Origin of the sequence: Streptomyces sp. ATexAB-D23 (genome assembly GCF_000373645.1) — a bacterium.
Taxonomy (GTDB): domain Bacteria; phylum Actinomycetota; class Actinomycetes; order Streptomycetales; family Streptomycetaceae; genus Streptomyces; species Streptomyces castrisilvae.
Genome location: NZ_KB892021.1, coordinates 44,317 through 65,510 on the forward strand (window position 1 = coordinate 44,317; position 21,194 = coordinate 65,510).

Genomic DNA, 21,194 nt, shown 5'->3' on the forward strand with positions numbered 1-21,194 from the left:
GGGGCAGACTCGATCGTTCCGAGATCAGGTGCGGTGCCTGTTGGTCTGGAAAGTTGAGGTCCTCCGGAGCTGTTTATGCAATGACGCGCATAGTCGCGTTCCTGCATGGACGTACTCCCGCCCCGCTCCTACTGTCGTGACAAGTGGCCCGCAGGGGGCCGCCGGCAGGGGGTTCGTAGCCATGGCTCGCGAGGAACTGACCCGACTCACCGGCAACGCGAACGGGAACTGCAACAACGACGACTGCCCGAACGTCTACCGAGCCTCTGACGGCTCCATCGTGGTTCAGGGAGACGCTGACCCCACCTTCCGGCCTCCGGCCGGTGAAGGTCTCGTTCGCATCCCTGAGAGCGTCCTGAGGGAGGCTGTTCGTGCTCTTGGATGGTGAGGACTGGACCGCCAAGGTTCAGGGTTTCAAACAGGAAGCATGGCGGCTTGAGACGCTTCCCTGGTACCGGGTTCCGGGCGAGGACGGAGATATCCGGGACTTCCTGGCAGGGCAGCGGATCGACCCTCGGAACTATTGTTCCGGCTACACGGAGGGCTTGAAGAAGATCAGGGCGGAAGGACGGTCCAAGGGGCGCGTTCACATCGTCAGGCAGCCACTCACGGACTATCTCCGCTTCGAGTTCATGTACTACGAGGTTCACTCCCTGGCCGGGGATGACATCCGGATCCTGGACGTGACCGATCACCCCGACCCCCTTGAGGGGGTTCAGGACTTCTGGCTGTTCGATAGGTCGGAAGTGGTCCTCATGAACTACGCGGATGACGGCACGCAGATCAGTCGGGAGCTGTACGAGGGCGACCCGACTCCGTACATCGAATACCAGCGGATCGCCCTCGCGGAATCAGTGCCGTTCAGGGAGTACGTCAGCGGTGGCTATCGAGCCTGATGAGCTGGACCGGTCGGGACGTGAACTCGCGGCCATGCTCAAGCACCTTCGCAAGCAAGCCGGACTCTCAGGGGACCGGCTTGCCGCGCGTTGCAACATGTCTCAATCCAAGATCAGTCGAATTGAGAGTAACAAGGGACGCCCATCCCTCCTGGATGTCGAGCAGATCCTTCGGGGTCTCGACGCTCCCCCAGCTGTCTCGGCCGAAGCGATGGCTATAGCCCGAATCGCACAGACGGAGTGGCAGAACGGAAGGACGCTCCGAAGGAAGGGTCTGGACAAGAAACAGTTGCAGCTGGCCGGACTTGAGGAGTCCTCCAAGAGGTTCCGATACTTCCTTCTCTCCATGGTTACCGGACTCCTGGCCACGCCTGAATACGTTCGCGCCAGTCTGGCCCAGGCGCCCCCGGAGCAGCAGGCCAAAGCCGTAGCAATGAAACTGGACCGACAAAAGGTTCTGTTTGATCGCTCCAAAAAGTTCACGTTCATCCTCACCGAGCAAGCTGTTAGATACCCGCTCGTTCCCCCTCACGAGTTGGCCATGCAGATTGACCGGCTTGCATCCTTCACTCGCCAGCCAAATATTCAACTGGGCATAATCCCGATGGGAGTTCACTTCACTTCCGGATCCTTGAATACGTTCACCATCTATGACGACACCCTGGCGACGGCTGAACTGGATCTGGGTGCTATTGTTTTCCGCGACAACCGGGATGTCCAGGACCTGATTATTCGGTTCACCTCGTATGAGGAACACGCCATATTCGGGGATGACGCCAGGGAGCGTCTGCAAGCCTGGGCCGAAGACTGCCGCAGGTGATCTTTAATCAACAACATGAATATTTCGTCGGATCGCTCCGTAACTCGGGGATCATCTCTCCCACCACGAATCACCGGAGGCGCGACGGCATGGCAGCACTGGCGAGATCGCGGGAGCACGTAGCCCCCTGAGACCCGCGCCTCCATCACCCGAGCACGACCACGTGAAGGGAACCACTGATGGCAACTGCGGTACAGGTCCGAGACCCTCGGAACTGCGTCCCCACCCAGGTGTGGGACCGGGAAGTCCGACTCATCATGCGGGACCACGCCATGGAGCGTGAACTCGCTGAGCGCACCTTCGGCCAGGCCGTCGCCTACTTGGTGACCTCGGCCGAGCGCCCCGAGACCCGCATGGGCCCCTCCCCTGCCGTGGATCTGGGTGTCCACTCGTTCGTGCTCGACTCGATGAACTACATGGCGTTCTGCGACCAGCACGCGGGACGCTACATCCACCATGTTCCGCACCTGCCCGGAGAGGGTACGCAGGGGCCACCCGCACTGGGGGACACAACCAAGGCCATCAGGACCACCGGCTTCGAGATCGACCCGGAGCTGTGGACCATGGAGGACGCCGCCGACTGCTCCCAGTGTCACGCCGGGTGCACGGACAGCCCCAACAGCGGGAAGTAACACCGCACGGACTGGGACAACTCCCCTCGGAGACGAGGGGAGTTGTCACCATGAGGAAAGGTTCTGCATGGAGGTCGTCGAAGCCTGGGAGCGGTACGCCCAAGGGCGGATGCCACGAAGGGAAACCAATGCCTCCGGGGCCGCGACGTGGCTGAACTGGACGCAGTACCCCGACCACGGCCCCGACGAATCGATCCTCGGAGAGTTGCAGGGCCGGACCGTTCTGGAACTGGGCTGCGGTACGGGCTGCAACCTCGCCCACCTCACCACGCTCGGGGCCGACTGCACCGGCGTGGACATCGCACCCAGCCAGCACAGGAAGGCCGTGGCCCGATGGGGCCGCCTCCCCGGTCTGGCCTTTCACACGGCAGAGGTGACCGACTACCTGACCCACACCGAGGGCTCCTTCGATGTGGTCCTGTCCATCTTCGGGCCCGTCTGGTTCACGGACCCCGAACAACTCCTTCCTCTGATCCACAAGAGGCTTTCCCCTGGTGGCGTACTGGTCTTCTCCCACAAGCCCCCAACGGCCGGCACTCGGCCTGTCGGCACTCTGAGAGAGGCCAGGGCAGTGACGAGGTGGGACTACAGCCCGGAGGAATGGTCGAGGCTTCTGGCCTCTTCCGGATACTCGAACCTCAAAGCCGAGGTCATCCCTCCCCCTGAAGGAGAAGACGTAGGAACCCTGCTGATGAGGGCCTATGCCCATTGATCAGGGCCTCGTGAGTCTCTGATCAACGGGAGCGCCTTCACGGGAGCGGGTCGGGACGAGCGACTGGGGCCGTCGGGTGTACGGCACGGCCGTCCTGCGCTCAGTGCGTGGTACGGGGGCTGTTCGCGCCCCGGTTCACAAGCGCACGCGGACGGTGTCCGGCAGGTGTGCGATGTCCGTGGCGGCCGGCGGGGTGGTGGCGCTTTTGGGTTGTTCCGCTGGAAGCGGGCCACGGCGGCGGGTACTGCGGGAAACACCGCAGGGCCGTCGCTCCCGAGCGGGGGAGCGGCGGCCCTGCGAAGTGCGCCGAGGCGCTTGTGAATCCGTGAACGCGGCTGGTGCTTCTCAGCAGCCGGCGCTTCTCAGAGGACGCGGACCGCGCCCGTCGGCATGTCGTAGCTCAGCGGGCGCTGCACCACACCGGTCGAGGAGTTCTGCGCACCGACGAACTGGCCGCCGCCCACGTAGATCCCGACGTGGTACGCGCTGCCCGCGCTGCCCCAGTACAGGATGTCGCCCGGCTGGAGGTTGCTCAGCGAGACCTGGGTGCCGGCGGTCGACTGGCCCTGCGAGACGCGCGGCAGGTCGATGCCCACCGTGCGGAACGCGGCCTGGACGAGGCCGGAGCAGTCCCAGGAGTTGGGGCCGGTGCCGCCGGGCACGTACGCGTCGCCGACCTGCGCCTGCGCGAACGAGACGATGGAGGCGGCGGAGCCGGTGGCGTTGGAGGAGTACGACGTCGTGGTGGCGGCCGTGGAGCCGGACGACGAGGTGCTCGTGGTGGTCTGGAGCGTGGTGCGCGCGGCGGCGCGGGAGGCGCGCTCGGCGGCCTCCGCCTTGGCCTTCGCGGCGGCTTCGGCCTTCTTCTTGGCCTCGGCCTTGCGGACCGCCTCGGCCTTGGCCTTCTTGGCGTCCTTGGCGGCGGTGGTGGCCGCGGCTTCCTCGTGGGCCTGCGTCTCCAGGTCCAGGGCGACCTGCTGCGTGGCCTCGGCGGAGGCCGCGACGGTGGTGGAGAGTCCCGCCGTGATGGTGGGCATCTCGATCGTCTGGGTCACCGGCTCGGCGTTGGCCGGCCCGGCGGCACCCGCGACCGCGATGGTGCTGAGGACGCCACCGGCAACTCCGGCACGCAGCGCCGACGTGGAGGCGTTTCGGCGGGGCTTCCGGTGGCTGGGTATGAGAGCGGTGTGGGACATGGGTACTAGCGCTATCAGGGCTCCCGGGGATCCATCAAGAAACGTGTGTTGCGACACAGTTACGTCCGGAATCTGTGAATCCGCTTTCTGAGGGCCTTTATTGACGCCGTAACGGGCAAAACGGTCACTCGCGATCATGGCTGTGATCACGGGTTTTCTGCAATACGCCCGAATTGCCCGTCACTTACCATCCGTTCACACGGTTGGCCAAGCCCGCTTGTATAACGGCTGATGCCGAGTGACGCAGGTCACAGCATGGTCTCGCCGTGACGGGCATACGAGCGCCCCGCGCGAGCGGTGGGGCGCCTGCACCGAACTCGCCGCAGGCGATGGGCGATTAGCGGGATAAGCGGCGTATGTCGGAGTGCGTCCACTTCGTTCCGTGCGGACCCTCTCGCGGGTGACACCCTCGGTCCACGCTCCGGGCGCAGAGTGGGGCAGATCCCTTTATCACCCCATCGTGTCCATCTCCAATTTTGCGCGTGCCGCCGCGGCTTGATAGGGCGACACCCCTTTGACCAGCGATAACGGCAGCGGATGTCACGTCTCGTGATCACTCGGCCGCTTCGTGTACGAAGATCACCGCTCATCCGACTTCATGATCGTTCGTCAGGTGGTGGAGATCACAAAGACGTTGTCGTACCCCGTGTCGCAGATCACAGGACGGCGGGCATAGGATGCGGGGCAGTCGGGCTTGTGAACTGCCTCACATGTGCACGATCTTGGTGAGGTGGCGAGCCAGATCGCCCGATGCGGTCCAACGGTCAAGGACGACTGGAAGGAGCGAGGAGCGTGAATGCCTACGCGCCCATCCTCGTGCTCGGCGCCCTCGGGGCAGGGTTTGCGATCTTTTCCGTGGTCATGGCCACGCTTATCGGCCCCAAGCGGTACAACCGGGCAAAGCTCGAAGCGTACGAGTGCGGTATCGAACCGACACCCACTCCGGCCGGAGGCGGCCGCTTTCCGATCAAGTACTACCTGACGGCGATGCTCTTCATCGTCTTCGACATCGAGATCGTCTTCCTCTATCCCTGGGCGGTCACCTTCGACGCCCTGGGGATCTTCGGGCTCGTGGAGATGCTGCTCTTCGTGCTCACCGTCTTCGTCGCCTACGCGTATGTGTGGCGTCGCGGCGGCCTGGAATGGGACTGAGGGGCTGAGGGGCACACCATGGGACTCGAAGAGAAGCTGCCGAGCGGCTTCGTTCTGACCACTGTCGAGCAGGCGGCCGGCTGGGTGCGGAAGTCCTCCGTCTTCCCGGCCACCTTCGGCCTCGCCTGCTGCGCCATCGAGATGATGACGACCGGGGCGGGCCGCTACGACCTGGCCCGGTTCGGCATGGAGGTCTTCCGCGGCTCGCCGCGGCAGGCGGACCTGATGATCGTGGCCGGGCGGGTGAGCCAGAAGATGGCGCCCGTCCTGCGGCAGGTCTACGACCAGATGCCCAACCCCAAGTGGGTCATCTCCATGGGCGTCTGCGCGTCATCGGGCGGAATGTTCAACAATTACGCCATTGTTCAGGGTGTTGATCATATTGTCCCGGTTGATATTTATTTGCCGGGCTGCCCGCCGCGGCCCGAGATGCTGATGGACGCGATCCTCAAGCTGCACCAGAAGATCCAGGGCTCCAAGCTCGGGGTCAACGCGCAGGAGGCCGCCCGCGAGGCGGAGGAGGCGGCCCTCAACGCACTGCCCCTGATCGAGATGAAGGGGCTGCTGCGATGAGCGACGAGCACAACGGCTCCGCCGTTCCCGCCCCGCGCGACGAGCACGGCGAGGTCATCGGCGTACGCCGGGGGATGTTCGGCGCCGACAACGGCGGCGACACCTCCGGCTACGGCGGCCTCGTCCGTACCGTGGCCCTGCCCGGCTCCTCCTCGCGGCCGTACGGCGGCTGGTTCGACGAGGTCGCCGACGAACTCGAAGGCGCCCTGGAGGAACAGGGCCTCGTCCCCGAGAACACCATCGAGAAGACCGTCGTCGACCGGGGCGAACTCACCTTCCACATCGCCCGCGAGCACCTGCCGACCGTCGCCAGGACCCTGCGCGACGACCCGGCCCTGCGCTTCGAGCTCTGTACGGGGGTGAGTGGCGTCCACTTCCCCGGCGACAAGGGCCGCGAGCTGCACGCCGTCTACCACCTGCGCTCGATCACCCACGGCCGGCTCATCCGGCTGGAGGTCTCCACGCCGGACGACGACCGGCACATCCCGTCCCTGGTCGCGGTGTACCCGACCAACGACTGGCACGAGCGCGAGGCGTACGACTTCTTCGGGCTCGTCTTCGACGGGCACCCCGCCCTCACCCGGATCATGATGCCGGACGACTGGCAGGGCTTCCCGCAGCGCAAGGACTACCCGCTCGGCGGCATCCCCGTCGAGTACAAGGGCGCCCAGATCCCGGCTCCGGACCAGCGGAGGTCGTACTCCTGATGACCACTCCCCGTGCAACACCTCGTGCGACCACCGAGGGGACTGTATATACGGTCACCGGAGGCGACTGGGACGAGGTCGTCGAGACCGCGGCCAAGTCCGACGACGAGCGCATCATCGTCAACATGGGCCCCCAGCACCCGTCCACGCACGGCGTGCTCCGGCTGATCCTGGAGATCGACGGCGAGACCGTCACCGAGGCCCGCTGCGGCATCGGCTACCTCCACACCGGCATCGAGAAGAACCTCGAATACCGCAGCTGGACGCAGGGCACCACCTTCGTCACGCGCATGGACTACCTGACGCCGTTCTTCAACGAGACGGCCTACTGCCTGGGCGTCGAGAAGCTCCTCGGCATCGAGGACCAGATCCCCGACCGGGCCACCGTCCTGCGCGTGCTCCTGATGGAGCTCAACCGGCTCTCCTCGCACCTGGTGTGCATCGCCACCGGCGGCATGGAGCTCGGCGCCACCACGATCATGATCTACGGCTTCCGCGACCGGGAGCTGGTGCTCGACCTCTTCGAGCTGATCACCGGCCTGCGCATGAACCACGCGTTCGTCCGCCCCGGCGGCCTCGCCCAGGACCTGCCCCCGGGCGCGGTCGACCAGCTGCGCGAGTTCGTGAAGACCATGAAGAAGAACCTGCCGGAGTACGACAAGCTCGCCACCGGCAACCCCATCTTCAAGGCCCGCATGCAGGACGTCGGCTACCTCGACCTCACCGGCTGCATGGCGCTCGGCGCCACCGGCCCGATCCTGCGCTCCGCCGGACTCCCGCACGACCTGCGCAAGACCGATCCCTACTGCGGGTACGAGAACTACGAGTTCGACGTCCCCACGGCGGACAGCTGCGACTCCTACGGCCGCTTCCTCATCCGCCTGGAGGAGATGCGCCAGTCGCTGCGCATCATCGAGCAGTGCATCGACCGGCTCGAACCCGGTCCGGTCATGGTCGCCGACAAGAAGATCGCCTGGCCCGCGCAGCTCGCGCTCGGCCCGGACGGCCTCGGCAACTCGCTGGACCACATCAAGAAGATCATGGGTACCTCCATGGAGGCCCTGATCCACCACTTCAAGCTGGTGACCGAGGGCTTCCGGGTCCCCGCCGGACAGGCGTACACCGCCGTCGAGTCCCCCAAGGGCGAACTCGGCGTGCACGTCGTCTCCGACGGCGGGACCCGCCCCTACCGGGTCCACTTCCGCGACCCGTCCTTCACCAACCTCCAGGCCATGGCGGCGATGTGCGAGGGCGGCCAGGTCGCCGACGTCATCGTCGCCGTCGCATCCATCGACCCCGTGATGGGAGGCGTCGACCGGTGACCGAAGCACGTAGCGAAGTCAGTCTGGGGATGCCGCAGCTCCCCGCCCCCGCCTACCCGGCCGAGGTGCGCGCCAGGCTCGAAGCGGATGCGAAGGAGGTGATCGCCCGCTACCCCGGCAGCCGCTCCGCGCTCCTGCCGCTGCTGCACCTCGTGCAGTCCGAGGAGGGGTACGTCTCCCGTACGGGCATGGCGTTCTGCGCCGAGCTGCTCGGCCTCACCACCGCCGAGGTCACCGCGGTCGCCACCTTCTACACGATGTACCGGCGCAAGCCGAGCGGCGACTACCAGGTCGGCGTCTGCACCAACACGCTCTGCGCGGTGATGGGCGGCGACGCGATCTTCGACCGGCTCAAGGAGCACCTCGGCGTCGGCAACGACGAGACGACCGAGGACGGCAAGGTCACCCTCGAACACATCGAGTGCAACGCCGCCTGCGACTTCGCGCCCGTCGTGATGGTCAACTGGGAGTTCTTCGACAACCAGACGCCCGAGAGCGCCACGCGCCTCGTCGACGACCTGATCGCCGGCCGCACCGTCGAACCCACCCGTGGCGCCCCGCTCTGCACGTACAAGGAGACCGCCCGCATCCTGGCCGGCTTCCCCGACGAGCGCCCCGGCGCCGTCGCGGCGACCGGCGGCGCGGGCCCCGCCTCGCTGATCGGCCTCAAGCTCGCCAAGGGCGAGGCCGCGCCGCAGGCCCGCGTGGTCGGCCCGCGCGGCGAGGCCCCGCGCGACGAACCGCAGAAGGGCGCCGAGCACCTCAGCTCCCATGACGCGCCGCAGCAGACCTCGGCATCCGACCCGGACAACCCGGCAGGACCCGCAGCCGAGGAGGGGGAGTGATGACGTTGGCCGCCGAAATCGACCAGAACGGGACCAGCCCCGAGAAGCTTCTCGCACCTGTCCTGTCCGCCTTCTGGGACCAGCCGGATTCCTGGACCCTGGACACCTACCGCCGCCACGACGGGTACGAGGGGCTGCGCAAGGCCCTCGCCATGTCCCCGGACGACCTCATCGCGTACGTCAAGGACTCCGGTCTGCGCGGACGCGGCGGCGCCGGCTTCCCCACCGGGATGAAGTGGCAGTTCATCCCGCAGGGCGACGGCAAGCCGCACTACCTGGTGGTCAACGCCGACGAGTCGGAGCCGGGGACCTGCAAGGACATCCCGCTCCTCTTCGCCAACCCGCACAGCCTCATCGAAGGCATCGTGATCGCCAGCTACGCGATCCGCTGCTCGCACGCCTTCATCTACCTGCGCGGCGAGGTCGTCCCCGTGCTGCGCAGGCTGCACGAGGCCGTACGCGAGGCGTACGAGGCGGGCTACCTCGGCAAGGACATCCTGGGCTCCGGGCTCGATCTGGAGCTCACCGTGCACGCGGGCGCCGGCGCGTACATCTGTGGTGAGGAGACCGCACTCCTCGACTCGCTCGAAGGACGGCGCGGCCAGCCCCGGCTGCGGCCCCCCTTCCCCGCCATCGCCGGTCTCTACGCCTGCCCCACCGTGGTGAACAACGTCGAGTCCATCGCCTCGGTTCCCGCGATCCTGAACAAGGGCAAGGACTGGTTCAAGTCGATGGGCAGCGAGAAGTCCCCGGGCTTCACGCTCTACTCGCTCAGCGGCCACGTCGCGGGCCCCGGCCAGTACGAGGCCCCGCTCGGCATCACGCTGCGCCAGCTCCTCGACATGAGCGGCGGCATCCGCCCCGGCCACCGCCTGAAGTTCTGGACCCCGGGCGGCTCCTCCACCCCGATGTTCACCGAGGAGCACCTCGACGTGCCCCTCGACTACGAGGGCGTCGGCGCGGCCGGATCCATGCTCGGCACCAAGGCGCTCCAGTGCTTCGACGAGACGACCTGCGTGGTGCGGGCCGTCACCCGCTGGACCGAGTTCTACGCGCACGAGTCCTGCGGCAAGTGCACACCCTGCCGCGAAGGGACGTACTGGCTCGTCCAGTTGCTGCGCGACATCGAGGCCGGCAAGGGCCGGATGTCCGACCTCGACAAGCTGAACGACATCGCCGACAACATCAACGGCAAGTCGTTCTGCGCCCTCGGCGACGGCGCCGCCTCGCCGATCTTCTCCTCGCTGAAGTACTTCCGCGAGGAGTACGAGCAGCACATCACCGGCAAGGGCTGCCCCTTCGATCCCGCCAGGTCGACCCTCTGGGCCGACGACAAGAACGCACCCCAGGGGGTGAACGCATGACAGTCACCACGAGTGCGCCCTCCGGGGGCGGCGAAGCGGCGATCCCGCCCGAGGACCTGGTCACGCTGACCATCGACGGCATCGAGATCAGCGTGCCCAAGGGCACCCTGGTCATCCGCGCCGCCGAACTCCTCGGCATCGAGATCCCGCGCTTCTGCGACCACCCCCTCCTCGACCCGGCCGGCGCCTGCCGCCAGTGCATCGTCGAGGTCGAGGGCCAGCGCAAGCCGATGGCGTCCTGCACCATCACCTGCACCGACGGCATGGTCGTCAAGTCGCAGATCACCTCGCCGGTCGCCGACAAGGCGCAGCGCGGCGTGATGGAGCTGCTGCTCATCAACCACCCGCTGGACTGCCCGGTCTGCGACAAGGGCGGCGAGTGCCCCCTCCAGAACCAGGCGATGTCGCACGGCGACGCGACCTCCCGCTTCGACGGGAAGAAGCGGACGTACGAGAAGCCCGTCCCGATCTCCACCCAGGTGCTGCTGGACCGCGAGCGGTGCGTGCTGTGCGCGCGCTGCACCCGGTTCTCCAACCAGGTGGCGGGCGACCCGATGATCGAGCTGATCGAGCGCGGCGCGCTCCAGCAGGTCGGTACCGGCGAGGGCGACCCGTTCGAGTCGTACTTCTCCGGCAACACCATCCAGATCTGCCCGGTCGGCGCGCTGACCTCGGCGGCGTACCGATTCCGCTCCCGCCCCTTCGACCTGGTGTCGACGCCCTCGGTGTGCGAGCACTGCGCCGGCGGCTGCGCCACCCGCACCGACCACCGGCGCGGCAAGGTCATGCGGCGCCTCGCGGCCAACGACCCCGAGGTCAACGAGGAGTGGCTCTGCGACAAGGGCCGCTTCGGCTTCCGCTACGCCCAGCAGCGCGACCGGCTCACCACCCCGCTGGTGCGGGGCGAGTCGGGCGAGCTGGAACCGGCGAGCTGGCCCGAGGCGCTGACCGCGGCGGCCGAGGGGCTGGCCGGGGCGCGCGGCAGGACCGGTGTCCTGACCGGCGGCCGGCTGACCGTCGAGGACGCCTACGCGTACGCCAAGTTCGCCCGGGTCGCCCTGGACACCAACGACATCGACTTCCGGGCCCGGGTCCACAGCAGCGAGGAGGCCGACTTCCTGGCGGCCCGGGTCGCGGGGCGCGGTAAGGATCTGGACGGCAGCGGTGTCACGTACACCTCGCTGGAGAAGGCGCCGACCGTGCTGCTGGTCGGCTTCGAGTCGGAGGAGGAGGCCCCCGGCGTCTTCCTGCGGCTGCGCAAGGCCCACCGCAAGGGCGGGCAGCGCACCTTCTCCGTCGCCTCGCACGCCACCCGCGGCCTGGAGAAGGCGGGCGGCACGCTGCTGCCCGCCGCCCCCGGTACGGAGACGGAGTGGCTGGACGCCATCGCGGGCGGTGTCGGCCTGGACGGCGACGGTGCCGTGGCGGCCGAGGCGCTGCGCGGTGAGGGCGCGCTGATCGTGGTCGGTGAGCGGCTGGCCGGAGTGCCCGGCGGGCTGACCGCCGCGGTACGGGCGGCGACCGCGACCGGGGCGCGCCTGGTGTGGATTGCGCGCCGGGCGGGCGAACGCGGCGCGGTGGAGGCGGGCGCGCTCCCGTCGCTGCTGCCCGGCGGCCGCCCCGCCACCGACCCGCGGGCCCGCGACGAGGTCGCTGCCGCCTGGGGCGTCGCCGAACTCCCGTCCCGCTTCGGCCGCGACACCGGCCAGATCATCGAGGCCGCGGCCACCGGTGAGCTGGGCGCGCTGCTCGTGGGCGGCGTCGGGACCGAGGACCTGCCCGACCCGGCGCGGGCCCTGGAGGCCCTGGACCGGGTCGGCTTCCTGGTCTCGCTGGAGCTGCGGCCCAGCGAGGTCACCGACCGCGCCGACGTGGTGCTCCCGGTCGCCGCGGTCGCCGAGAAGTCCGGCACCTTCCTCAACTGGGAGGGCCGGGCGCGGATGTTCGAGGCCGCGCTGAAGCCCGAGCAGATGACCCGCAACCTCGCCCCCGGCGACGCCCGGGTGCTGCACATGCTGGCCGATGCCATGGACGTCCACTTCGCGCTGCCGGACCTGAAGGCCGCCCGCCGCGAGCTGGACCGGCTCGGCGGCTGGCAGGGCGGATACGCGGACGAGCCGCGCGCCTCGGCGCAGCCGCTGCCCCGGCCCGGTGACGGCGAGGCGGTCCTCGCGGGCCACCGGATGCTGCTCGACCTGGGCCGGCTCCAGGAGGGCGACACCGCGCTGGCCGGGACCCGGCACGAGGCGGTGGCCCGGCTCTCCGCCACCACCGCGGCCGAGACCGGCGTCAAGGACGGCGACCTGCTGGCCGTCTCCGGCCCCGCGGGCAGCGTCGAACTCCCGCTCCGGGTCACCGACATGCCGGACCGCGTGGTCTGGGTGCCGCTGAACTCCGTCGGGCGGGGCGTGCCGGCCACGACCGGGGCCCGCCCCGGCGGCCTGGTCCGGATCGGCCCCGCCGCTCCCGGTACTCCCGACGTCACACCGGAGGTGCGGGCGTGACCGCCTTCGCTCAACTGGCCGCGGAACCGCACAGCGCGGTGCTCGCCGCCGAGGACCTGTCGATGTTCGGCAACGACCCCTGGTGGCTCGTCGTCGTCAAGGCCGTCTTCTGCTTCGCGTTCCTGATGGTGACCGTGCTGTTCTCCATCGTGTGGGAGCGCAAGGTCGTCGCCTGGATGCAGCTGCGCATCGGCCCCAACCGGCACGGCCCCTGGGGCATGCTCCAGTCGCTCGCCGACGGCATCAAGCTGATGCTGAAGGAAGACGTCATCGTCAAGCGGGCGGACAAGGTCGTCTACGTCCTCGCCCCGATCATCGCCGCGATCCCGGCGTTCATGGCGATCGCGGTGATCCCCTTCGGCCCGTCCGGCAACGAGGTCTCGATCTTCGGCCACCGTACGGCGATGCAGCTCACCGACCTGCCGATCGCGATGCTGTACATCCTCGCGGTCGCCTCGGTCGGGATCTACGGCATCGTGCTGGCCGGCTGGTCCTCCGGGTCGACGTACCCGCTGCTCGGCGGACTCCGCTCCTGCGCGCAGATGATCTCGTACGAGATCGCGATGGGTGCCGCGTTCGCCTCGGTCTTCCTCTACTCCGGGTCGATGTCGACCTCGAAGATCGTGGAGGCGCAGGAGGACCGCTGGTTCGTCATCCTGCTGCCGGTCTCCTTCATCATCTACATCGTCACGATGGTCGGCGAGACCAACCGCGCCCCGTTCGACATGCCGGAGTCCGAGGGCGACCTCGTGGGCGGCTTCAACACCGAGTACTCGTCGATCAAGTTCGCGATGTTCATGCTCGCCGAGTACGTCAACATGGTGACCGTCTCGGCGGTCTCGGTGACCCTGTTCCTGGGCGGCTGGCGGGCCCCGTGGCCGGTCAGCACCTTCTGGGAGGGCGCGAACCACGGCTGGTGGCCGATGCTCTGGTTCGTCCTCAAGGTCCAGCTGCTGCTGTTCTTCTTCATCTGGCTGCGCGGCACGCTGCCCCGTGTCCGCTACGACCAGCTGATGAAGCTGGGCTGGAAGGTCCTGATCCCGGTCTCCGTCGTCTGGCTGATGCTGGTCGCGACGGTGCGGGCGCTGCGCAACGAGGGCCACGACTTCTCGAAGATCCTGCTCTATGTGGCCGGGGCCGTGATCGCGGTCCTGCTGATCTCGTTCGTGGTCGACATCTTCCGCGACAAGAAGGAGAAGGCCGCGGCCGCCGAGGCGGGCCCGGAACCGGCGTTCGACCCGATGGCGGGCGGATTCCCGGTGCCGCCGCTGCCCGGACAGACCCTGCCGCCCGTGCCGCGGCGCAGGCCGCGCCGCGAGCGGGAGCTCGTTGTCAGTGGTGGCGTGGATACTCAGAGTGACGGAAATCCGAGTGACGGAAAGGAGGCCGACGGTGTCTGAACTGCCTGATTCGCCGGGGTCCAAGAGGCCGGCGGAGTCCACCGGGCCGACGGGGTCGACGGCGTCCTCGCAGTCCTCCCAGTCCTCGGAGGACAAGTTCCTGAATCCGGTGGCCGGCTTCGGCGTGACCTTCAAGGCCATGTTCAAGAAGCGGCTCACCGAGCAGTATCCGGAGACGCCGAAGGTGACGGCGCCCCGCTTCCACGGCCGCCACCAGCTCAACCGCCATCCGGACGGCCTGGAGAAGTGCGTCGGCTGCGAGCTGTGCGCCTGGGCCTGTCCGGCGGACGCGATCTACGTGGAGGGCGCGGACAACACCGAGGAGGAGCGCTACTCCCCGGGCGAGCGCTACGGCCGCGTCTACCAGATCAACTACGCGCGCTGCATCCTCTGCGGACTGTGCATCGAGGCGTGCCCGACCAGGGCGCTCACGATGACCAATGAGTTCGAGCTCGCCAACACCACCCGCGAGAGCCTCATCTACACCAAGGACGAGCTGCTCGCGGGCCTGGAGGAAGGCATGGTCGACAGCCCGCACGCGATCTTCCCCGGCATGGACGAACAGGACTACTACCGGGGCCTGGTCACCGAGGCCGCCCCCGGTACGGAGCGCCAGCTCGCCGTCTCCAAGGGTGAGAAGCCGTCCGACGAGGCCGGCGAGAGCAACGGCGCCACGCAGGAGGTGGACGCATGACCGGCCTGGCCGCAGCGGCCTCACAGACCTCGACCGGCGAGGCCTTCCAGTTCTGGGTGCTCGGCACGGTCGCCGTGATCGGCGCCCTGTCCACCGTGCTGATGAAGAGGGCCGTGCACAGCGCGCTGAGCCTCGCCGGGACGATGATCATCCTGGCGGTGTTCTACCTCGCCAACGGCGCCTACTTCCTCGGCATCGTGCAGATCGTCGTCTACACCGGCGCGATCATGATGCTGTTCCTCTTCGTGGTCATGCTCGTCGGCGTCACGGCGGCGGACTCGCTGAAGGAGACCATCAAGGGCCAGCGCTGGCTGGCCGCCGGATGCGGCGTCGGCTTCGGCATCCTGCTGATCGCCGGAATCGGCAACGCCTCGCTGACGAGTTTCAACGGCCTGGGCACCGCCAACGCCGTGCACGGCGGAAACGTGGAGGGGCTGGCCAGCCTCATCTTCACCAAGTACGTCTTCGCCTTCGAGATCACCGGCGCCCTGCTGATCACCGCGACCGTCGGCGCGATGGTGCTCACGCACCGCGAGCGCACCGAACGGGCCAAGACCCAGCGGGAGATGTCCGAGGAGCGCGTGCGCGGACAGCACCTCCCGCCGCTGCCCGCCCCCGGCGTCTACGCCCGGCACAACGCGGTGGACATCGCGGGCCTGCTCCCCGACGGCACCCCGTCCGAACTCACCGTCATGCAGACGCTGCGCAAGCGCGGCCAGATGCGCGACGTGTCCCACGAATCACTGGCCGGCCTCAAGGCACTGGAGCAGCGCTCCGGTGAGCGGCTCGGCCGGGACACCGAAGAAGAGGAGGTCGCCAAGTGAATCCGGTCAACTACCTCTATCTCGCCGCCCTGCTGTTCACCATCGGCGCGGCCGGGGTGCTGATCCGGCGGAACGCGATCGTGGTGTTCATGTGCGTGGAGCTGATGCTCAACGCCTGCAACCTCGCGTTCGTCACCTTCTCCCGTATGCACGGCAACCTCGACGGCCAGATCATCGCTTTCTTCACGATGGTCGTCGCTGCCGCGGAGGTCGTGGTCGGGCTCGCGATCATCGTGTCGTTGTTCCGTTCCCGCCACTCGGCCTCGGTCGACGACGCCAGCCTGATGAAGCTGTAAGGGGCGCTTGAACTGTGGAGAACCTGATTGCGCTGCTTGTCGCGGCGCCCCTGCTCGGAGCGGCGGTGCTGCTGTGCGGCGGCCGGCGCCTCGACCGTGCCGGGCACTGGCTCGGCACCGTGCTCGCCGCCGCCTCGTTCGTCGTCGCCGTGGTGCTCTTCACCGACATGCTCGGCAAGGGCGCCGAGGACCGGGCGCTGCACCAGAAGCTGTTCAGCTGGATTCCGGTCGAGGGCTTCCAGGCCGATGTGGCCTTCCAGCTCGACCAGCTGTCGATGACCTTCGTCCTGCTGATCACCGGTGTGGGCACGCTGATCCACATCTACTCGATCGGCTACATGGAGCACGACGAGCGCCGGCGCCGCTTCTTCGGCTATCTGAACCTGTTCCTCGCGGCGATGCTGATCCTGGTCATCGCCGACAACTACCTGCTGCTGTACGTCGGGTGGGAGGGCGTCGGTCTGGCGTCGTACCTGCTCATCGGCTTCTGGCAGCACAAGCCCAGCGCGGCCACCGCCGCCAAGAAGGCGTTCCTGGTCAACCGCGTCGGCGACATGGGCCTGTCGATCGCGATCATGCTGATGTTCACCACGTTCGGCACGTTCGCCTTCGGCCCCGTCCTGGAGGCGACCGGCCAGACGAGCGAGGGCAAGCTGACGGCGATCGGCCTGATGCTGCTGCTGGCCGCCTGCGGCAAGTCCGCCCAGGTGCCGTTGCAGTCCTGGCTCGGTGACGCGATGGAGGGCCCGACCCCGGTCTCGGCCCTGATCCACGCCGCCACCATGGTCACCGCCGGTGTCTACCTCATCGTCCGCTCGGGCGCGATCTTCAACGCCGCCCCCGACGCCCAGCTGGTCGTCGTGGTCGTCGGCGCGGTCACGCTGATCTTCGGTGCGATCGTCGGTTGCGCGAAGGACGACATCAAGAAGGCCCTCGCCGGCTCCACGATGTCGCAGATCGGCTACATGATCCTGGCCGCCGGGCTCGGCCCCATCGGCTACGTCTTCGCGATCATGCACCTGGTGACGCACGGCTTCTTCAAGGCGGGGCTCTTCCTCGGCGCCGGTTCGGTCATGCACGGCATGAACGACGAGGTCGACATGCGGAAGTTCGGCGGCCTCCGGAAGTACATGCCGGTCACCTTCGTCACCTTCGGGCTCGGCTACCTCGCGATCATCGGCTTCCCCGGTCTGTCCGGCTTCTTCTCCAAGGACAAGATCATCGAGGCGGCCTTCGCCAAGGGCGGCACCGAGGGCTGGATCCTCGGCGCCGTGACGCTGCTGGGCGCCGCGATCACCGCGTTCTACATGACGCGAGTGATGCTGCTGACGTTCTTCGGCGAGAAGCGCTGGCAGCCCGACGGGGAGGGCCACGAGCCCCACCCGCACGAGTCCCCGAAGTCCATGACCATCCCCATGATCGTCCTGGCCTTCGGTTCGGTCTTCGCGGGCGGCTTCTTCTCCATCGGCGACCGCTTCCTGCACTGGCTGGAGCCCGTCACCGGCCACGACCACGGGGACGCCCCGGTCGGCGCGGCCACCGTCACGGCCGCCACCATGGTGGTGCTCGTCGTCGGTGTCGCCATCGCCTGGGTGATGTACGGCCGCAAGCCGGTGCCCGTGGTCGCCCCGCGCGGCTCGCTGCTCACCCGGGCCGCGCGCCGTGATCTCCTCCAGGACGACTTCAACCACGTGGTCCTGGTCCGCGGCGGCGAGCACCTGACCCGCTCCCTGGTCTACGTCGACCACACCCTGGTCGACGGCGTCGTCAACGGCACGGCCGCCTCGATGGGCGGGCTCTCCGGCCGACTGCGCAAACTGCAGAACGGCTACGCCCGCTCCTACGCGGTCTCGATGTTCGGCGGTACGGCGGTTCTCATCGCCGCGACCCTGCTGATGAGGGCGGTCTGATCACATGTCCTTTCCCCTCCTGACAGCGACGGCGGCGCTCCCGGCCATCGGCGCGATCGCCACCGCCGCGGTCCCGGCGGCCAGGCGCACCACCGCCAAATGGCTGGCGCTGGTCTTCTCGCTGGCCACGCTCGTGCTCGCGGGCATCGCGCTCGCCCGCTTCGAGCCCGGCGGCGACCGCTTCCAGCTCACCGAATCGCACGCCTGGATCAAGGACTTCGGCGTGCGCTACGAGCTGGGCGTGGACGGCATCGGGGTGGCGCTCATGGCGCTCACCGCGCTGCTGATCCCCTTCGTCATCCTGGCCGGCTGGCACGACGCCGATCCCCTGGAGACACAGTCCTCCCGCTGGCGCCCCACCCAGGGCTTCTTCGCGCTGATCCTGATGGTCGAAGCGATGGTGATCCTCTCCTTCGAGGCCACCGATGTCTTCCTCTTCTACATCCTGTTCGAAGCCATGCTCATCCCGATGTACTTCCTCATCGGCGGCTTCGGGGACCGGGCCCACGCCGGGAGCGACGAGAACGCGGCGGCACAACGCTCGTACGCCGCGGTCAAGTTCCTCCTCTACAACCTGGTCGGCGGCCTCATCATGCTGGCCGCGGTCATCGGGCTCTACGTGGTCGCGGGCTCGTTCTCGCTCTCCGAGATCGCCGAGGCCCGCGCCAACGGCTCGTTCACCATGGCGACCAGCACCGAGCGGTGGCTGTTCCTCGGGTTCTTCTTCGCCTTCGCGGTGAAGGCCCCGCTGTGGCCGCTGCACACCTGGCTGCCCAACGCCATGGGCGAGGCGACCTCCCCGGTCGCCGTGCTGCTCACCGCCGTCGTCGACAAGGTCGGCACCTTCGCGATGCTCCGCTTCTGCCTCCAGCTCTTCCCGGAGGCCAGCAAGTGGGCGACGCCGGTGATCCTGGTCCTGGCGCTGATCAGCATCGTCTACGGGGCACTGCTCGCGGTCGGCCAGCGCGACATCAAGCGGCTGATCGCCTACGCGTCCATCTCGCACTTCGGCTTCATCGTGCTGGGCATCTTCGCGATGACCAGCCAGGGCCAGTCGGGCGCGACGCTGTACATGGTCAACCACGGCATCTCGACGGCCGCGCTGATGCTGGTGGCGGGCTTCCTGATCACCCGGCGCGGCTCGCGGCTCATCTCCGACTACGGCGGAGTGCAGAAGGTGGCCCCGGTCCTGGCCGGCACCTTCCTGATCGGCGGCCTGGCCACGCTGTCGCTGCCGGGGCTCGCCCCGTTCGTCAGCGAGTTCCTGGTCCTGGTCGGCGCGTTCGCCGCGTATCCGGTGGTCGGCATCATCGCCACCACCGGCATCGTGCTCGCCGCGATCTACGTCCTGGTCCTCTACCAGCGGACCATGACCGGGCCGGTCAAGGCGGAGGTGCAGGGCATGGCGGACCTCAAGGTCCGTGAGCTCGCGGTGGTCGTCCCGCTGATCGCGCTCCTGCTCTTCCTGGGTGTCTACCCGAAGCCGCTGACGGACATCGTCAATCCGGCGGTGCGGCACACCATGTCGGACGTACAGAAGAAGGACCCCCAGCCCGAGGTGGAGGCCGCCAAGTGAGCGCAACAGCTGTCCACAGTCTGTGGACGACGGCGGGCGGGGTGACGACTGCCGCCCCGGACGAGAAGTTCAACGCCCCGGTCATCGAGTACACCCAGCTGACCCCGGTCCTGATCGTGATCGGCGTCGCCGTCCTCGGCGTGCTCGTCGAGGCCTTCGTGCCGCGCCGGGCCCGCTACTACACACAGGTCTTCCTGACCGTCGTCGCCCTGGTCGCCGCGTTCGCCGCGGTGGTCGGCCTGGCGGCCGGCGGATACGGGACGACCAAGGCGCACATCGCCGCGATGGGCGCCATCGCCGTCGACGGACCGGCCCTGTTCCTCCAGGGAGTCATCCTGCTGACGTCCCTGGTCGCGGTCTTCACCTTCGCGGAACGGCGGCTCGACCCGGAGTCGCACGGGAACAGGGTGGACTCCTTCGCGGCGCAGGCCGCGTCCGTGCCCGGCAGCGACAGCGAGAAGGCCGCGGTCCGGGCCGGCTTCACCACCACCGAGGTCTTCCCGCTCGTCCTGTTCTCGGTGGCCGGCATGCTGGTCTTCCCGGCGGCCAACGACCTGCTGACGCTGTTCGTGGCCCTGGAGGTCTTCTCCCTCCCGCTCTACCTCCTGTGCGCCGTCGCCCGCCGCAAGCGGCTGATGTCGCAGGAGGCCGCGGTGAAGTACTTCCTGCTCGGCGCGTTCTCCTCGGCGTTCCTGCTCTTCGGGATCGCCCTCCTCTACGGGTACGCGGGCTCCGTCTCGTACGCCCAGATCGCGACCGTGGTCGACGGCTCCATCCAGAAGATCGACCCGGCGCTCGCCGACACCATGGGCAACGACGCGCTGCTGCTCATCGGCGGCGCGATGATCCTGACCGGCCTGCTCTTCAAGGTCGGCGCCGTCCCGTTCCACATGTGGACCCCGGACGTCTACCAGGGCGCCCCGACCCCGGTCACCGGCTTCATGGCCGCGGCCACCAAGGTCGCCGCGTTCGGCGCGCTGCTGCGCCTGCTGTACGTGGTGCTGCCGGGCCTCACCTGGGACCTGCGGCCGGTCATGTGGGGCATCGCGATCGTCACGATGGTGGGCGGCGCGATCGTCGCGATCACCCAGACCGACATCAAGCGGCTGCTGGCCTACTCCTCGATCGCGCACGCCGGGTTCATCCTGGCCGGTGTCATCGCGGCCACCCCCGAGGGCATCTCGTCCGTCCTCTTCTACCTCGGCACGTACTCCTTCGTGACGGTCGGCGCCTTCGCCGTCGTCACGCTGGTGCGGGACGCGGGCGGCGAGGCGACGCACCTGTCGAAGTGGGCGGGGCTCGGCCGGCGCTCGCCGCTGGTCGCCGCGGTCTTCGCGGTGTTCCTGCTGGCCTTCGCCGGTATTCCGCTCACCTCGGGCTTCTCCGGGAAGTTCGCCGTGTTCAAGGCGGCGGCGGACGGCGGCGCGGGCGGTCTGGTCGTGGTCGGTGTGATCTCCTCGGCGATCGCCGCGTTCTTCTACATCCGGGTCATCGTGCTGATGTTCTTCAGCGAGCCGAAGGCGGACGGCCCCACGGTCGCCGTCCCGTCCCCGCTGACGATGACCACGATCGCCGTCGGCGTGGCCGTCACCGTGGTGCTGGGCCTGGCCCCGCAGTACTTCCTGGACCTGGCGAGCCAGGCCGGGGTGTTCGTGAGGTAGCCGGAAGCTGTTGCCGGACGCCGCCGGACGGGCTTGACTTCCAAGCCCGTCCGGCGTTGTCGTAGGCGGCGCCTATCGTGGCAGGGGAGAGCGCTGGGACGCAGCGGGAC

At 68.2% G+C, this 21,194-nt stretch carries 20 protein-coding genes; 19 read left to right on the top strand and 1 reads right to left on the bottom strand.

The window, feature by feature from the left end:
• The first annotated feature begins 181 nt into the window (after positions 1–181).
• From B082_RS39940 to B082_RS0119530, 5 genes are all read left to right on the top strand, one after another.
• A complete protein-coding gene (locus B082_RS39940; protein WP_078622608.1) occupies positions 182–388 on the top strand; it encodes a hypothetical protein in 207 nt (68 codons plus the stop codon).
• Positions 372–896 (top strand): DUF6879 family protein, encoded by a 525-nt coding sequence (locus B082_RS0119515; RefSeq protein WP_018553501.1) that lies wholly within the window; start codon positions 372–374, stop codon positions 894–896. The genes B082_RS39940 and B082_RS0119515 overlap by 17 nt, the downstream gene beginning before the upstream one ends.
• A complete protein-coding gene (locus tag B082_RS0119520; protein WP_026249965.1) occupies positions 880–1,716 on the top strand; it encodes a Scr1 family TA system antitoxin-like transcriptional regulator in 837 nt (278 codons plus the stop codon). The genes B082_RS0119515 and B082_RS0119520 overlap by 17 nt, the downstream gene beginning before the upstream one ends.
• A gap of 179 nt (positions 1,717–1,895) precedes the next feature.
• On the top strand, positions 1,896–2,348 hold the full coding sequence (locus B082_RS0119525) for a glycine-rich domain-containing protein (protein WP_018553503.1): 453 nt from the start codon (positions 1,896–1,898) through the stop codon (positions 2,346–2,348).
• Positions 2,349–2,415: 67 nt separating this feature from the next.
• Positions 2,416–3,060, top strand: a complete 645-nt coding sequence (locus B082_RS0119530; protein WP_018553504.1) for a class I SAM-dependent methyltransferase — start codon at positions 2,416–2,418, stop codon at positions 3,058–3,060.
• Between the two features lie 362 nt (positions 3,061–3,422).
• Here B082_RS0119530 and B082_RS0119535 read toward each other — a convergent pair whose 3' ends face one another.
• Positions 3,423–4,256 (bottom strand): C40 family peptidase, encoded by an 834-nt coding sequence (locus tag B082_RS0119535; protein WP_018553505.1) that lies wholly within the window; start codon positions 4,254–4,256, stop codon positions 3,423–3,425.
• Between the two features lie 792 nt (positions 4,257–5,048).
• Between B082_RS0119535 and B082_RS0119540 the strand changes: the two genes are divergently transcribed.
• Genes B082_RS0119540 through nuoN form a run of 14 tightly spaced genes read left to right on the top strand, consistent with a single transcriptional unit; the run spans position 5,049 to position 21,084 of the window.
• Positions 5,049–5,408 (top strand): NADH-quinone oxidoreductase subunit A, encoded by a 360-nt coding sequence (locus B082_RS0119540; RefSeq protein ID WP_003992243.1) that lies wholly within the window; start codon positions 5,049–5,051, stop codon positions 5,406–5,408.
• An 18-nt stretch (positions 5,409–5,426) separates the two neighbouring features.
• On the top strand, positions 5,427–5,981 hold the full coding sequence (locus tag B082_RS0119545; RefSeq protein ID WP_018553506.1) for a NuoB/complex I 20 kDa subunit family protein: 555 nt from the start codon (positions 5,427–5,429) through the stop codon (positions 5,979–5,981).
• Positions 5,978–6,688 carry an NADH-quinone oxidoreductase subunit C gene (locus tag B082_RS0119550; RefSeq protein WP_018553507.1) on the top strand — a complete coding sequence of 237 codons (711 nt, stop codon included), beginning with the start codon at positions 5,978–5,980 and terminating at the stop codon, positions 6,686–6,688. The genes B082_RS0119545 and B082_RS0119550 overlap by 4 nt, the downstream gene beginning before the upstream one ends.
• A complete protein-coding gene (locus B082_RS0119555) occupies positions 6,688–8,010 on the top strand; it encodes an NADH-quinone oxidoreductase subunit D (protein WP_018553508.1) in 1,323 nt (440 codons plus the stop codon). Before B082_RS0119550 ends, B082_RS0119555 begins: the two co-directional genes overlap by 1 nt.
• 29 nt (positions 8,011–8,039) lie before the next feature.
• Complete coding sequence (gene nuoE / locus B082_RS0119560; RefSeq protein ID WP_018553509.1) at positions 8,040–8,855, top strand: NADH-quinone oxidoreductase subunit NuoE; 816 nt, start codon at positions 8,040–8,042, stop codon at positions 8,853–8,855.
• Entirely contained in the window at positions 8,855–10,219 is a 1,365-nt protein-coding gene (gene nuoF / locus B082_RS0119565) for an NADH-quinone oxidoreductase subunit NuoF (RefSeq protein ID WP_018553510.1), read from the top strand. The genes nuoE and nuoF overlap by 1 nt, the downstream gene beginning before the upstream one ends.
• Positions 10,216–12,723: an NADH-quinone oxidoreductase subunit G gene (locus tag B082_RS0119570; RefSeq protein WP_018553511.1), complete on the top strand. Its 2,508-nt coding sequence runs from the start codon at positions 10,216–10,218 to the stop codon at positions 12,721–12,723. Before nuoF ends, B082_RS0119570 begins: the two co-directional genes overlap by 4 nt.
• Positions 12,720–14,123: an NADH-quinone oxidoreductase subunit NuoH gene (gene nuoH, locus B082_RS0119575; protein ID WP_018553512.1), complete on the top strand. Its 1,404-nt coding sequence runs from the start codon at positions 12,720–12,722 to the stop codon at positions 14,121–14,123. Before B082_RS0119570 ends, nuoH begins: the two co-directional genes overlap by 4 nt.
• Positions 14,116–14,817 (top strand): NADH-quinone oxidoreductase subunit NuoI, encoded by a 702-nt coding sequence (gene nuoI / locus B082_RS0119580; protein ID WP_018553513.1) that lies wholly within the window; start codon positions 14,116–14,118, stop codon positions 14,815–14,817. Before nuoH ends, nuoI begins: the two co-directional genes overlap by 8 nt.
• The gene (locus tag B082_RS0119585) at positions 14,814–15,641 is read left to right on the top strand and encodes an NADH-quinone oxidoreductase subunit J (protein ID WP_018553514.1); all 828 of its coding nucleotides are present in this window, start codon (positions 14,814–14,816) and stop codon (positions 15,639–15,641) included. The genes nuoI and B082_RS0119585 overlap by 4 nt, the downstream gene beginning before the upstream one ends.
• Positions 15,638–15,937: an NADH-quinone oxidoreductase subunit NuoK gene (nuoK, locus tag B082_RS0119590; protein WP_018101339.1), complete on the top strand. Its 300-nt coding sequence runs from the start codon at positions 15,638–15,640 to the stop codon at positions 15,935–15,937. The genes B082_RS0119585 and nuoK overlap by 4 nt, the downstream gene beginning before the upstream one ends.
• A gap of 14 nt (positions 15,938–15,951) precedes the next feature.
• Positions 15,952–17,847: an NADH-quinone oxidoreductase subunit L gene (gene nuoL, locus B082_RS0119595; protein WP_018553515.1), complete on the top strand. Its 1,896-nt coding sequence runs from the start codon at positions 15,952–15,954 to the stop codon at positions 17,845–17,847.
• Positions 17,848–17,851: 4 nt separating this feature from the next.
• Positions 17,852–19,423, top strand: coding sequence for an NADH-quinone oxidoreductase subunit M (locus B082_RS0119600; protein WP_018553516.1), 1,572 nt, complete (start codon positions 17,852–17,854; stop codon positions 19,421–19,423).
• Complete coding sequence (nuoN, locus tag B082_RS0119605; RefSeq protein WP_086023931.1) at positions 19,420–21,084, top strand: NADH-quinone oxidoreductase subunit NuoN; 1,665 nt, start codon at positions 19,420–19,422, stop codon at positions 21,082–21,084. The genes B082_RS0119600 and nuoN overlap by 4 nt, the downstream gene beginning before the upstream one ends.
• Positions 21,085–21,194: the final 110 nt, after the last annotated feature.

Excerpts from the sequence above, each read along its gene's own strand:
- B082_RS39940 (WP_078622608.1), top strand. The coding sequence starts at position 182 with ATGGCTCGCGAGGAACTGACCCGACTCACCGGCAACGCGAACGGGAAC.
- B082_RS0119525 (WP_018553503.1), top strand. The coding sequence starts at position 1,896 with ATGGCAACTGCGGTACAGGTCCGAGACCCTCGGAACTGCGTCCCCACC.
- B082_RS0119530 (WP_018553504.1), top strand. The coding sequence starts at position 2,416 with ATGGAGGTCGTCGAAGCCTGGGAGCGGTACGCCCAAGGGCGGATGCCA.
- B082_RS0119535 (WP_018553505.1), bottom strand. The coding sequence starts at position 4,256 with ATGTCCCACACCGCTCTCATACCCAGCCACCGGAAGCCCCGCCGAAAC.
- B082_RS0119545 (WP_018553506.1), top strand. The coding sequence starts at position 5,427 with ATGGGACTCGAAGAGAAGCTGCCGAGCGGCTTCGTTCTGACCACTGTC.
- B082_RS0119550 (WP_018553507.1), top strand. The coding sequence starts at position 5,978 with ATGAGCGACGAGCACAACGGCTCCGCCGTTCCCGCCCCGCGCGACGAG.
- B082_RS0119555 (WP_018553508.1), top strand. The coding sequence starts at position 6,688 with ATGACCACTCCCCGTGCAACACCTCGTGCGACCACCGAGGGGACTGTA.
- nuoE (WP_018553509.1), top strand. The coding sequence starts at position 8,040 with ATGCCGCAGCTCCCCGCCCCCGCCTACCCGGCCGAGGTGCGCGCCAGG.
- nuoF (WP_018553510.1), top strand. The coding sequence starts at position 8,855 with ATGACGTTGGCCGCCGAAATCGACCAGAACGGGACCAGCCCCGAGAAG.
- B082_RS0119570 (WP_018553511.1), top strand. The coding sequence starts at position 10,216 with ATGACAGTCACCACGAGTGCGCCCTCCGGGGGCGGCGAAGCGGCGATC.
- B082_RS0119585 (WP_018553514.1), top strand. The coding sequence starts at position 14,814 with ATGACCGGCCTGGCCGCAGCGGCCTCACAGACCTCGACCGGCGAGGCC.
- B082_RS0119600 (WP_018553516.1), top strand. The coding sequence starts at position 17,852 with ATGTCCTTTCCCCTCCTGACAGCGACGGCGGCGCTCCCGGCCATCGGC.